This window comes from Paenibacillus sp. FSL R7-0189 (genome assembly GCF_037969925.1).
GTDB lineage: Bacteria > Bacillota > Bacilli > Paenibacillales > Paenibacillaceae > Paenibacillus_AQ > Paenibacillus_AQ odorifer.
On the sequence record NZ_CP150223.1, the window covers coordinates 5,577,857 to 5,591,440 of the forward strand.

General features: G+C 44.6%; 13 protein-coding genes. 10 read left to right on the forward strand and 3 right to left on the reverse strand.

Annotated features, from left to right (window positions below):
• The first annotated feature begins 127 nt into the window (after positions 1 to 127).
• The 8 genes from MKY63_RS24410 to MKY63_RS24445 all read left to right on the forward strand — a co-directional run bounded on the left by MKY63_RS24410 (position 128) and on the right by MKY63_RS24445 (position 8,771).
• Entirely contained in the window at positions 128 to 694 is a 567-nt protein-coding gene (locus MKY63_RS24410; protein ID WP_036687664.1) for a MarR family transcriptional regulator, read from the forward strand.
• Positions 695 to 803: 109 nt separating this feature from the next.
• The gene (locus MKY63_RS24415; protein WP_178420224.1) at positions 804 to 1,307 is read left to right on the forward strand and encodes a hypothetical protein; all 504 of its coding nucleotides are present in this window, start codon (positions 804 to 806) and stop codon (positions 1,305 to 1,307) included.
• Between the two features lie 2 nt (positions 1,308 to 1,309).
• Complete coding sequence (locus MKY63_RS24420; RefSeq protein ID WP_076098778.1) at positions 1,310 to 2,176, forward strand: SDR family oxidoreductase; 867 nt, start codon at positions 1,310 to 1,312, stop codon at positions 2,174 to 2,176.
• Between the two features lie 542 nt (positions 2,177 to 2,718).
• Positions 2,719 to 4,860 (forward strand): peptide ABC transporter substrate-binding protein, encoded by a 2,142-nt coding sequence (locus MKY63_RS24425; protein WP_076213483.1) that lies wholly within the window; start codon positions 2,719 to 2,721, stop codon positions 4,858 to 4,860.
• Positions 4,861 to 4,935: 75 nt separating this feature from the next.
• Entirely contained in the window at positions 4,936 to 5,898 is a 963-nt protein-coding gene (locus MKY63_RS24430) for an ABC transporter permease (protein WP_036687660.1), read from the forward strand.
• 36 nt (positions 5,899 to 5,934) lie between these two features.
• Positions 5,935 to 6,837, forward strand: coding sequence for an ABC transporter permease (locus MKY63_RS24435; RefSeq protein ID WP_081388066.1), 903 nt, complete (start codon positions 5,935 to 5,937; stop codon positions 6,835 to 6,837).
• 1 nt (position 6,838) lies between these two features.
• A complete protein-coding gene (locus MKY63_RS24440; RefSeq protein WP_036687658.1) occupies positions 6,839 to 7,825 on the forward strand; it encodes an ABC transporter ATP-binding protein in 987 nt (328 codons plus the stop codon).
• Entirely contained in the window at positions 7,815 to 8,771 is a 957-nt protein-coding gene (locus MKY63_RS24445) for an ABC transporter ATP-binding protein (RefSeq protein WP_076098781.1), read from the forward strand. The genes MKY63_RS24440 and MKY63_RS24445 overlap by 11 nt, the downstream gene beginning before the upstream one ends.
• Before the next feature lie 141 nt (positions 8,772 to 8,912).
• On the opposite strand, the gene MKY63_RS24450 is transcribed toward MKY63_RS24445, so the two are convergent.
• The 3 genes from MKY63_RS24450 to MKY63_RS24460 all read right to left on the reverse strand — a co-directional run bounded on the left by MKY63_RS24450 (position 8,913) and on the right by MKY63_RS24460 (position 11,430).
• On the reverse strand, positions 8,913 to 9,620 hold the full coding sequence (locus MKY63_RS24450) for a DsbA family protein (protein ID WP_036687653.1): 708 nt from the start codon (positions 9,618 to 9,620) through the stop codon (positions 8,913 to 8,915).
• Positions 9,621 to 9,729: 109 nt separating this feature from the next.
• Complete coding sequence (locus MKY63_RS24455; protein ID WP_076213490.1) at positions 9,730 to 10,476, reverse strand: HAD hydrolase-like protein; 747 nt, start codon at positions 10,474 to 10,476, stop codon at positions 9,730 to 9,732.
• Between the two features lie 36 nt (positions 10,477 to 10,512).
• Positions 10,513 to 11,430: a helix-turn-helix domain-containing protein gene (locus MKY63_RS24460; RefSeq protein WP_076213494.1), complete on the reverse strand. Its 918-nt coding sequence runs from the start codon at positions 11,428 to 11,430 to the stop codon at positions 10,513 to 10,515.
• Between the two features lie 160 nt (positions 11,431 to 11,590).
• On the opposite strand from MKY63_RS24460, the gene MKY63_RS24465 reads away from it, so the two are divergent.
• On the forward strand, positions 11,591 to 12,745 hold the full coding sequence (locus tag MKY63_RS24465) for an MFS transporter (RefSeq protein ID WP_038574530.1): 1,155 nt from the start codon (positions 11,591 to 11,593) through the stop codon (positions 12,743 to 12,745).
• A 90-nt stretch (positions 12,746 to 12,835) separates the two neighbouring features.
• Positions 12,836 to 13,561 carry an ATP-binding cassette domain-containing protein gene (locus MKY63_RS24470; RefSeq protein WP_036687647.1) on the forward strand — a complete coding sequence of 242 codons (726 nt, stop codon included), beginning with the start codon at positions 12,836 to 12,838 and terminating at the stop codon, positions 13,559 to 13,561.
• Positions 13,562 to 13,584 lie beyond the last annotated feature (23 nt).

The window sequence follows — 13,584 nt, forward strand, 5'->3', positions numbered from 1 at the left end:
GAAGGTCGATTGATCGAGCTTTGGGAGAAATATAGAGTTACAACCAAATCCAACTGTATAACTCCAGGGTTGACGAGTTATAAAAAAATGAGTTGACACAAAAGTAGTTAGGGACCATACTACATATATGAACAACAATAATAAAAAAATAAACGACATTGAGGCTATTCCCTCGCTTGTACAATCCAAGCGTCAGATTGATCGTTATAACCTAGACATAGACGCACAGGCTATACTCGTCGCGTCTAGGCTAATGGCAGCGGGAGCCATGCTTGGACACGCCTCTGAGATTCATTTCTCTAGATTCGGTTTATCAACAGGGCGTTATCGTTTATTGGCAGATCTTGAAGATAACGAAGGAGAAGAGTTGCCTTCGCAATTAGCGGAGCATCTAGGCGTTACACGTGCTACAGTGACTGGTCTTATCGACATTCTTGAACGAGATGGGCTAGTATCTCGGCGATTAAGCTCAGACGATGGCCGTCAGAAATCAGTCGTTTTAACGGAAGAAGGAGCGAAGAAGCTCCGTGAAATGGCTCCTGAGCATTTCGCTCGGTTGGAAGCGATGGTGGGGTTGCTCAACATCGAAGAACGCAGCGTATTTCTCGACTTGCTGGGTCGAGTTACACAGGGCATTTCAGCACTTACGGGCGAATTAGGCTCGAAACCAAAGGGAAACATCAGTAATGAGTAGAATTGGGCTAGTGAAGCTAGCCTTTTTTTACTCTTATATAGTTAGGTGCCTAATTATAATTTACTGAAATCAATCGTTGAACTATTTCAAAGAAGAAGGGAGCAACTAAATGAACCAGATGAAATACCCGAATCAGACAGAAGATGTTTACAGCATCAAGGCTGTTGGTTCCAAGAAAAAGACTTTTGTACTATGGCGTGAAGTTGTAATGGCCTATGCTGCTCCTGCCATTATGGCAGGTATCGGGGGATTGGTTACTGTAGATAGGGGGCTTCAAATAGCGGCGTTGACTACTATTGGCGGTGCATCGGCCTTGATGGCCTTGATGATTGGACTTTTGTTGCACAGCCGAGTGGGCCGTTTGCGATGGGTCATCGGTGCACCTCACTTGATTGTGGTAGGATTATTCGCAATGGCCGGGTCCTCATTTGGGCTATACGCTGCATGGATGACATCTGTTGTAGTAGAAATTATGTATCCGAGTAATCACTTGGCCTGGGTAAATCGTGTCTGGATCGATTTCCCGTTGTCTGGATTCATAGCGAGCACGATAGTGACATGGCGGTGGCGACTTGCTGTCACAACTAATTTTTCATCCAAAAGGAGAAGATAAAAATGATAGTTATTATGGGAGCAACAGGTACGATTGGAAGTGCGCTTTTGGAACGTTTGGTTGATCTTGGTGTACCTGTCAGGGCGCTGAGCAGAGAGCCAGAGAAGTTGCGTGATCAAATCGGAGAGAAAGGCCGATCGACTACTGAGGTCGCAAGGGTAGATGCTTCCGATCCTGAATCGCTGCGACGCGTGTTTACAGGTGCTAGCCAGCTCTTCCTTGCCATGTCCAACAGTCCAAGACAAATCGAATTGGAAACCTCAATCATTCAGATTGCCACCGAATCTGGAATCAAACACATCGTAAAAATATCCAGTCCAGCCTTTGAGCAGAGCTCTCCAGTGGCAGTGGCGGGCTGGCATCAAGTAATTGAGAACACGTTGAGGGAATCGGGTATCACCCATACCGTATTGCGCCCTTATGCGTTCATGCAAAATTTAATGCGCTTTGCACCAACGATCACAACCCAAAATGTTTTCTTCGGCTCTATGGGCGTTTCACCGTGTAACTTTATTGACTGTCGCGATATTGCAGACGTTGCCGCAGAAGCTCTGACCAACGACAAGGTATCAGGCCATATATATACGCTTACTGGTTCGGAGATTTTCAGTTATCCCCAGATCGCGAGTCGACTATCTGCCCTGCTTAATCGGCCGATAAGTTACATCAACATGGAACCTCAAGTACTACTCCGTAATCTTATTGAGCATGGGAATCTGCCTCCTTGGCTCGCGAACCACGTTGTGGAAATTCAAACCATGTCTAGGATGGTGCCAGAAAGTCCAAATGACACTGTGAAGCGTTTGCTCGGCAGAGATCCACGCACACTAGACGCCTTTCTACATGAGTGTGTAGATAATTTCCGGTAGAGGCGGAGTCCACCTATTCTGATTTTGTATCGATAGCAGTATTTTATTCCGATTCCCATATCTCAATGGTTCAGAGTGTATCCCAAAGGTCATAAAATGACTGCTGGGATACACTCTTTTTATTATGTTCTATGGAACTCATAGAACTTGTTCTTCTATAGCGTTTATAACAGCATTACAAGAAATAAGCTAAAATTCGTCAATAAGTTAGTGTTATTTACGAAATAACACTAAAAAAGCTAATAAAATATTAACGAAAAATTCATATTCAACAAATAAGTTATATTAATTATAACGAGTTATGCTAACTAACGTAACATTTTTTCTTGACAATCTTTGTGGAAAATTTTAGAATGTAAGCGATTACTCTTAGTTTTCTAAGTGAAATTCAAAAGAAGACATTCGAAAGTTCACAAACAAACATCTGAGTTTAAATTTAGGGGGGCAAAACATGAGAAGGTGAAGGATAACATCATAGATAACAAAAAATAAAATGTTATTTTTTTAGATTCATGACTATGTACGAGGGGGTTCACTTGAGGATGAAAAAAAAGAACGCGTTCTTAGCTCTACTTCTGTCATTTTCTTTGTTATCTGTGACTGCTTGCAGTAATTCCTCTAATAGTGCCAATGAGAACGGTAAAAATGCTGCAGGCAATAGCAATACTTCGGTAAAAGCAACCAGTGATGTGGGTCAAACGGCAGTTAAGAATGAAGGTGCTGCTGATCTTGAAATTAAGGCGGGAAGTTCGGTAACCGTTTTCAATCCAAAGATCCCGACGCTTGATCCTACACAATGGCAAGGACAAATTCTGGTAGGACAAGGAACTTTGCTCGAAGGGCTTTATGGCTACAATCAGGATAATGAAATCGTTCCGAAAATTGCGACAGGTTATACCGTCTCCGACGACAAAAAAACTTGGACATTTACCCTCCGTAAAGATGCCAAATGGTCTAACGGCGATCCTGTGACCGCCCATGATTTTTATTTTTCTTATATGTATCAATTGGATCCAGCTAACACAACCGCACAACTTTGGCTAAGCGTGCTTAATTTTGTGAAGAACGGATATGCATACCATGCCGGATCTGTAAGTAAAGAAGAAGTTGGTCTAAAAGTAGTTGATGATTACACTCTGGAAATTACGACCACGCTGCCTCACGCGATTCTGGGTGATATGGTTCTTTCCGGGTCGATGCCTATGAATCCTAAAGCGGTCGAAGCGAACCCTGGTAAGTGGTTTGAACCGGGGAATTTTGTGAGCAATGGCCCTTACATGGTTAAATCTTTTACACCAAACGGTGAACTCGTCATGGTGAGCAATCCGATTTATGTAGGTGCAGCTGGCCAGCTTAATCACGGCAATGTAGAGACCATCCATGTTCTTCCGGCAACAACCGTGCCGGTGGAGGATTATATGTCCGGCCATGCGGATGTTGTTCTAATCCAAAGCGCGTCTGATTTACAATACGTGAAGAAAACGGATGAGCTAAAGTCCCAGTTGTATACTGCAGCGACTTATGCGATCAAATATTTGCTCTGGAGCAACCCGACAACGGAATCTCCATATGACAAAAAAGAGGTGCGCCAGGCTATCGCCAAAGCGATCCAACGTAAACCGATCGTAGAATCGGTGCTGAACGGCATGGGCGGGGCGACCAATATCTTTGCTTCACCAGGTTGGCCAACGGAAAAACTGGAGCAAGGACTTCCGGAAGATCTCGAGGCAGCCAAACAATTATTGAAGGATGCCGGTTATGAAGGCGGTAAAGGTCTGCCAACCTTATCGCTGTATGTTGGGGTCAAGCAAGTAGATGCTCAGGGTGAGCAAATCGCTTTGGCGTTAGGTCAATTACTGCAACAAAATCTTGGTATCAAAACAGAGCTAGTTCAGCTCAATGAGGCGCAGTTTAACGCTTATCAGTACAGCGGTCCTCAGGGCGACGCAAAACCGGGCTTTATTCTGGCGTCGGGCGCAACAAACTGGAGTGAACCAGGAAGTTTGGACATGGGTGCAACGCAGCAACTATATTCCATAGGAACGCTGGATGCTCCATTAGAAGCTACGAAACAATTCGTGGATTGGACCAAGGAAACTTATTATAAACCGGCCATTAAAAAATATGGAGATCCGGACAATAAGAACGCCGGTGTGGAATGGAGCGACTGGGCAGCATTAGAAAAAGCTGCCAAAGAGGATATCGCCTTTTTGGATAAATGGACAGCAGAGCAACCGGCGGATTGGCAGCCTTATCTGAAACAACCGGGGCTTCCAACGGCCGCTGAACAATGGCAACAGATTGTAGATCTTTGGAAAAATGCTAAAAATAACGATGAAAAACATGCCGCCTTTGTAACCGCTTGGACCTTCGTAGCACCAAACGCGCCAGGTGGCAAGTTGAATCAAAATGCACTTGATGTACAGGTATACTACAACGGTTATCAATCCGATACCTTAAGAGATTTGAGAATGTGGCAAGCGCAATTCGTAAATGCGCTGACCGTCGAAGACGCTGCTCCTATCGCGGCTAAGGTAGTTAATAACCTGCTAGAAGAAGCTTATGCTATTCCGTTGTATTATCAACAGCAATACTTCTTGGTAAAACCCGGCATTACAGGAGTGCAATCAAATCCTTGGGCATGGGGCAACTTCTATGGGCTGCATCTTTTATCTGTAGAATAATCCTAAATGGGTTGAATAATTACCAATCGCGGGCGCCAATTATGGTGCCCGTGAATCGGTAAAGGAGGGTCGAATTTGACCATATTGAAATTTATTTCAAAGCGCATTTTACAAATCATTATCACTTTAATTTTGGTCATTTCAGTCAGCTATACCATGATGTATTATTCACCTGGCGGTTTCATGAATACGAATACCATGGCTACGGCACTGGCTCCGCTGCAAGGGCAAAACCCTGTTCTCTATCAGCAAGTCATGGACCAATTTCAAAGCCGGTATGGTTTAAATTTACCGCTGTGGCAGCAAATCATGAAGTATATATGGCATCAATTAACCTTCGATTTCGGTAATTCGATGCAGAATCCGTCTTTGCAAATTGCGACTCAACTGAAGCAGGCTTTGCCGATCAGTACACTTTTGGCATTTGGTTCTGTTGTTCTTTCGGTAATTATCGGGGTTCCGCTTGGCATTATTGCAGCACTCAAACGTAACACTTGGATCGATTATGTTGTAAGCACCATCTCATTGACGGGTCAGGCCATTCCGGCATTTGTTCTCGCGGTGATTATGGTTTTGTTATTTGGTGTTGTGTTTCAAGGGATTCTGCCTGTAACGGGATGGGGTCACTGGAGGCAAGCAATTTTGCCGATTATTTGTTTATCTGCGGCAAATGTCGGTGTTGTGGCCAGATATATGCGGGGCAGTCTGATCGAAACCATGAGGTCGGATTTTATGCGGACCGCAAAAGCTAAGGGCGTCAAATATTGGCCGATGATTTTTAAGCATGGTGTCAAAAATTCGCTGACAGCGATGATAACCGTCATCGGACCTCAATTTGCTTTTACAGTGATGGGCACGATCTGGGTGGAGCAAATTTTCGCCATTCCAGCGCTTGGTCAGGTGATGCAGACGGCATTTACCAGTTTCGACTATCCGCTCGCCATCACATCTGTATTTCTGCTGGGATCCATGATTATGATTATGAATTTACTTGTTGACATTATTTATGCCTTTATTGATCCGCGTGTCAGATTATAAGCGGCACAGACTATACGAACCTAGGAGGGGGAGCAATTGGCTGGCACAGTTGCAGCAACTCAATCGGATGTAGCTTTGAACAGAAAAAAGAATCTTCAGAGATCCCAGTTTTATCAAGGTTGGAAGCGATTTAAAAGACATCGTCTTGCCGTTATTGGTTTGGTCTGGGTTGTCCTTTTTTTGATCGCGGGGATTATCGGACCTTGGGTGGCTCCGTATGATTATCGCACGGGAGATTTTTTGGCCATCAATCAAGGGCCGACATGGCAGCATATTTTTGGCACGGATAATGTGGGGCATGACATGTTCAGCCAGATCTTGTTCAGTGTTCGAAGCGCTTTGATTATTGCCTTTGGCGCGACTTTGGTCAGCTTCATCATCGGGATCATATTGGGCTTATGGGCCGGATTGCGCGGCGGAATTGCCGATATGATTATTATGCGTGCTGTGGATTTCATGATGACCTTGCCGGGATTTTTGTTCGCCTTGATATTAGTCATTATGCTGGGACGTGGGTATTTATCTTTGATTCTAGCGATTGGGATTCCGGGCTGGGCGGGGTATGCGCGCTTGATCCGAAGTCTGGTCCTGAGTATGCGGGACGGGGAGATGGTGGAAGCGGCAAGAGCGTTAGGCGCATCTCAGGCGCATATTGCTAGAAGGTATATGTTGCCGAATGTTATCGGCAGTATGGGTGTCTCTCTTGCCTTCGGGATTCCCGGTGATCTCATCCAGATTGCAGGCTTAAGTATTTTTGGCATGGGGCTTCGGCCGCCAATCCCTTCATTTGGGAGTATGATTGCTCAAGCCAGTGAGAATATTCTCGGCTTTCCGTGGCTGCTGTATTTTCCGGCAGGTATCTTTGCAATAACCTTGCTTTCGTTTCTGTTTGTAGCAGACGGTCTCCAGGAAGCATTCAGTCCGAAAGGAGGCAATTAATATGGGTGAACCGCTACTTTCTATTGATGACCTTCATGTGAAGTTCTCCCGCAGTGAAGATGAAGTTTATGCCGTAAACGGCGTTAGTTTTTCAATCAATGAAAATGAATCCTTGGGGATTGTTGGTGAAAGTGGCTCCGGCAAGTCCGTTACATTGATGTCATCAATTGGGCTCATTCGCGAAAATGGAAAAATAACATCGGGGACAGCTCAGTTTAATGGTAAGGACTTACTTAAAATGCGTCCCAAACAATTAGAAGATATTCGTGGACGTGACATCGGCGTTGTTTTTCAAGATCCGATGACCAGTTTGAACCCGATCATGCGTATCGGGGATCAAATAATGGAAGCCATGCTGACGCATCAATATGCAAACCGGAAGGAAGCTTTTGACCGAACCATTCAGCTCTTGCATGAAATGGGGATTCCGGATCCCAAATCACGGTTTAAAAGTTATCCTCACGAATTTTCCGGGGGTATGCGCCAACGTATCATGATTGCTATTGCTTTGGCATGTGAACCGCAATTATTGATTGCCGATGAGCCAACAACCGCGCTTGATGTCACTGTGCAGATGCAGATTCTTGCACTATTGCAGGAATTGCGCAGAAAACATGGGATGAGCGTAGTGATGGTAACGCATGATTTTGGCCTTGCGACCAACTTTTGTGACAAAATCATCGTGATGTACGGGGGCCAAATCATGGAGAAAGCCACTACGGACAAGTTCATAAGTGAGGCGGCGCATCCCTATTCACTTGGATTGAAACGCTCCATTATCGAAGTGGGCCACAAGGGAAAAGAAATAATGCCTATTCCAAAGACGGCAAAGACACTTACACAGACATTGACCGGCTGCCCATTTGCCGATCGTTGCTTCTATACAACTGAGCGGTGTCAGAATGAGGTTCCCAAGCTTCGAGATTTTAGCACCGATCATCAGATCGCCTGCCATCATGCTGAGGAGGTCGCTTCCTATGCCCAATAATCCGCTCTTGCGCGTAGAGAATGTCTCAAAAACTTTTCGGGTACAAGGAAAAAAGCTGCATGCCATCGAGAATGTTTCTTTTACTCTGGAAGCAGGGAAAACATTGGGGCTTGTTGGGGAAAGTGGCTCAGGAAAATCAACCTTGGGGAGAATGGTTTTGCGTCTACTCGAATCTGACAAAGGAAAAATATTTTTTGAGGACGTTGAACTATCAAAGGCAAATAAAGAGAAGCTGCGGGCGATGCGCCGTGATATGCAAATTATTTTCCAGGATCCCAAGGCGAGCCTTAGCCCGAGAATGACGGTAGGAGACGCTATTGAAGATGCAATGGCTATCCACAAAATTGGAACTAAAGTAAGCCGGCATGAGCGTGTGCTCGAACTTCTTGAGCGGGTCGGTTTGCCTTCTGAAGTCCAATACGCTTATCCGCATGAACTGTCAGGTGGACAGTTGCAGCGGGTTGGAATTGCCAGAGCGTTGTCACTGAATCCCAAATTGCTTATTTGTGATGAACCGGTGTCCGCATTGGATGTATCTATTCAGGTTCAAGTCATTCAACTACTAAAGGATTTGCAGAAGGAATTTAACCTGACTTATATCTTTATTTCGCATAATTTGGCAGTAGTGGAGTATTTGAGTGATGATATCGCGGTTCTTTATTTAGGAGAGGTGGTTGAGCAGGCTCCGGCGGATGAATTGTTCAAGAAACCTACGCATCCTTACACGCAGGTTTTGCTAAATTCGATTTTGAAGATTCCGGATAGTGTGGAGCAGAAGCAGCAGATGGTATCGATTCAAGGCGAGGTGCCATCACCGCTCAATCCACCAAGTGGCTGCACTTTTCATCCGCGGTGTTCTTTTGCCTCGGATGTATGTATGGCTGTCAAGCCTGAACGGAAAATCGTGTCAGAAGGCCATAGCGCCGTGTGTCATTTGGTAGAATAAGCAGTGGCTTAATTAAGTTATCAGCAGATGACTTCTGTATATCACAGAAGTCATCTTTTTTAATTCATAGACACAAAAAAGCCCTGTAAGAAGTCACTTTTTTCAAAGTGAACAGCTTATAGGGCATAGTTTAAAGACTACTTACTGCTTGTCAATCGCTGCTGCTAACCCTTCATAGGAAGAATCCTGAAGCAGCACTCCATTTACCATAAATTTAGGAGTGCCGTTCACTCCGTAGGAACCAGCGATCTTAAAGTCTTCTTTTACATCGAACATATAGGTATGATTCTTGAGATCTGTTTCAAATTGAGCGTAATCAATGCCCTCGATGTTATTCTTAACAAATTTCAGAATGAATTTTTGAGTGGCCCAAATTTCGCTCTCATCGCCTTGATTAGCGTACAGCTTATGAAGGTATTCCCAGAACTTCTCGTTACTTTGCTTGTAGATGGCTTCGCCGGCGCTAGCAGCAAGATAAGAGTCCCGGTCCAAAAATGCAAAGTTCATGAAGAAAAGTTCCACTTTTCCGGTATCCACGTAGTCTTTAATAAAAGTATCCAGATACTTTTCAGTCCACATTTTGCAGGCGGGACATTTGAAATCTGCGAATTCGATAACTTTAACTTTGGCATCAGGACTTCCAAGATGAGGTTGCTTCTCATATTTCAGCCCATCAACAACAATGCTTCCCTTTACGTCGGTGTAGTTGGGTAGATCTGCTGTATCATCAGTCTTATTGCTTAAGATGAAAACAATTACAGCGAGAAGGATTACAACAACGACACCTAATATCATGGGAAGCAAAGGTCTTTTGGTCTGAGATTGTTTAGCTGACACTTTCTTATTCATATCTCACCTCCTAGATAATATAGGAATACTATAAAAATAGTATAATCATCCAGTAGGTAGTGTAGATATGTCATTTGTAACAATGTTACGCAACGTTGTAGCTAGATTATTAGTTTTTGTATATAGCGGCTGAGCGAATGACAGGAGGCACCTCGTGGATGGACGAAATAGTCATTACGGCTTGCTGCATCTCCTGCTCCAGCTCGATAAGGTTATAGCTCCATTCATTTTGTTGCTTCAGGTAGATACTGTTAATGCCTGCGGTAACTGCGGGAAGTACATCTGTACGTAACGAGTTGCCAATCATCCAGGTACGTTTGCGGTCAAAGCTTTGGGTAGCCAAAATATTTTCGAGCGCCTCAACATTTTTATGCTTCCGAATATAGATACGATCGTCAAAATAAGCATCCAGCTTCATTTGTTCAATTTTACGTTGCTGAATCGTGTCGTCCCCGCCAGTATACAAGAATAAATGGTGACCCTCTTGCTTCAGCGTATCGAGTGTTTCAACCATGCCAGGGTAAGCTTCAATTTCTTGGTCATAGACGCTTAGACCGAGCTTGTGTAATTGTTGCTCATGAAAGCGATCTGTCGGACGGTTATATTTGGCGCAGAAATAACGGTAGGTGGCGATTAAGGATTTGGGAAAGTTGTCGCTGGCCAGGCCACTCGTGTTGACGGTATCAACATCAATTTCTATTTGCTTGCTGCGTAATTCACTGGTGCTTGGGCCAAATTCATTAAACCAATCAGTCATGAGCTCGAAATATTGACCTAAAATTAAATCGAAATACTTGTTGCAGTGAACCAGCGTATCATCTAGATCGAAAATTACTTGTTGAGTTGTGTATTTCATATCTCTCACTCCTTGGATCTGTATCTGTATAGTGTTCTATAGGTGAATATAAGATTCTAGAAACATTTGAAGCTCAGAAGCGCCGTCTGGACGGATACTGAAGCGCTCGTCTTGTTCCCCGCGAAGATGGATACGGAGTAAACCAGCTACGCGTAGGATCATTAGGTGATGCATAAGCATTTCTCTGGATTGATTTAAATCGGACTGCATCTCCCATAAAGATTTGGGTTCATGGGCGACATACCGAAGCAATCGGAGTCTGGTTGGATCCGACAGCGCCTTGGTCATGCGCAATAGCACCATCGGTGGCTCATTTTCATCTTCCAATGGCACATCTACAGGATACTGTACAATCACCATAGTTTTGTAGAAGCAGTAGGTGTTAATTGGTCGATTATGAACGGTAGGCAATAATACTATAGTCTTAAGATCCCGTATATCCTCGAAAACTACACCACCAGATGCATATTCAATTAAAGAAATAGGGTCCATTTTGCTTTCCAGCATTTTTTTCTCGGAGGCATCTTCAATTAATAACGGTAAAATCTTGTGTTCTACATGACGAAAATATTGCTCATACCAGAGTCTTAGAAGCGGACTATAGCTGCTCTTGATCCGGGAAGCTTCATCTATGGTGAAATCATGAATTAACGGTGCGATCTGCTGATAACACTCTTTTATAGAAGCTGAATCCAGATCATCCAGAAAATGCAGCACTGACGTTGCGGGCCCTCGGCTGTAAACCCAAGCATATAACACATCATAATCCGTAAATGGCCACTCCGCAGCTTGCATGAGAGCTGTTACTTTATGAGGAGTAATGCGATCTTCCACATCACTTACCCAGTGGGGACCGAGGTCTAAATTGGAGATCCATTTTCTGGTTACATATATCATAAAACTGTCCAGCAGTTCATAAACCGGCGATACGTCGATTTTTAATTCGTAATCCATGTAACATGCACCCCCAGAAATCCGTAACTTCTACATATTATCTCTTGTTTTGAAGAGGGTTGTCCACTATAATGTTCGGTGTTTGCCAATTGGCGTTCGATCACATCATTGTTTTTATTATAGGGGGATATCATCCGTGTCAGACCGGCTTAAAGTATCTATACGAAGTAATAGCAAAATGACTTTCATGATTCTTATTACAGCTACTATAGCCGCGGGGCTTAGCCAAGGGCTGTTGCTGCCCATTCTATCCATTCTTTTGGAGCAAAAAGGAGTCTCCTCGTCACTGAACGGACTGAATGCTGCTGCACTATACATAGGATCATTCGGGATGACCTTGATTGCTGAACGTGTTCTTGGAGCGGTTGGATTTAAAAAATTGATAGCTGGTGGGATTAGTTTAGTCTTAGTAAGCTTGCTCATGTTTCCCTTTTTTACAGGGATCAAGGTATGGTTTGTATTGCGTCTGCTTGTGGGTGTGGGCGATGCTGCGATTAATTACGGGGCCCAGCTTTGGGTTCTGCTCATGACACCTGCCGAGCATCGCGGACGTAATCTTTCACTATATGGCATGTCCTATGGTCTGGGTTTCAGCTTGGGTCCACTTGGGATAAGTCTGCTGCGTTATGGACAGGCAGTGCCTTTTATTGTTCTCGCATTTCTATTTTTGTTAGTCTTAATTCTTGTGACTACAATTCTGCCGGATTCCCGGCCAGATAAAGCGGAGAGTGGTGAAAGTCAGGTTCGCCGTTTCGGTCGTTGTTACAGCTTAGCCTGGTTCGCTTTAATTCCAGCCCTTTTATATGGCTTTATGGAAGCCAGCTTAAATAGCAGCTTTCCGGTATATGGTCTGCGTATCGGTTACAGCACAGATCAAATTGCAGCGTTATTGCCTTTTGCGGGGATCGGAGGACTGCTTTTGCAGTTTCCATTAGGTCTGTGGAGCGACCGGTTTGGCCGCAAGCGGGTACTGATTATTGCCGGGATCGGAGGCGGGATCGCCTTCACTATGTTGCCGCTGGCAGGTGACCATTTTACGTTGACAATGGTGCTTCTGATGATCGCAGGAGGACTAGTGGGCTCCTTTTTCTCATTAGGGCTAAGTCTGGCCGCGGATATTTTGCCACGACATCTACTGCCTGCTGCCAATGTGGTTGCTTCTTTCCATTTTAGTATTGGCAGTATTATTGGGCCCGGCATTGGTGGTTTGTTGCTGCAAGTGGGCTTAAGCGGCGGTATTTTTGCCCTGATGGGTGGTTTATATATCGTGTTCGGCTTGCTTGGGTTATTATTCTCGCCACAACCTAGAAATTGAGGTAAGATAAGAACGAGTGCTCACATGGAAATTGAACTCACATTCAGAGTACACTATAGATTATAGATGAAGACAGGGAGAGGCTGAACTATGATCACAGTTGAACACTTAGCCAAGGCAGTTGGGGAAGATAAAAATCCGGTCCTGCAGGATATAGGATTTCAATTAGAGCCGGGTGAGCTCGTAGCCATACTTGGAGCGAGTGGGAGCGGTAAGACCACTTTATTACGCTGTTTAGCGCTGCGAGAGAAGTGGGACAGAGGGAATTTTAGAGTGGACGGTACGGATATTATGGCGAGTGCCTTTTCCGGAAAAAGAAAAATTCGCCGGGAGTGGGCTTACCTGGAGCAGAATGCTGAGCTCAATCCTAACCGCACAGCGCTGAAAAACGTGCTGATCGGCCAGTCCGCACAGACGCCAATGTGGCGTATGGTTACAGGGATGGTTCGTTCAGATGATTATATGGGTGCGATGGATGAATTAGATGCCCTTGGACTTCTAGATAAAGCGAAGATGAAGACTAGCCAGCTAAGCGGTGGTGAACGTCAGCGTGTAGCGATTGCTAGAGCATTAACTCATGGTGCCAAAGTAATTCTAGCGGATGAACCGGTTACGGGTCTTGATCCCAAATCGGCAGAGAGTGTATTGGAAACTTTGCGCAGACTATGTAAAGAGACGGGGCTTACCGTAGTGACGGTGCTGCCTATTGAACTGGCTGAACGTTTCGCTTCACGTATATGGGTACTAGAAGATGGACGAATTAAGCATGATATAAAGGGACGTAGATTAACGTCTCAGGAACGCGCGAATTTGTAAAGTTCGTACACGGATAAGGAAAA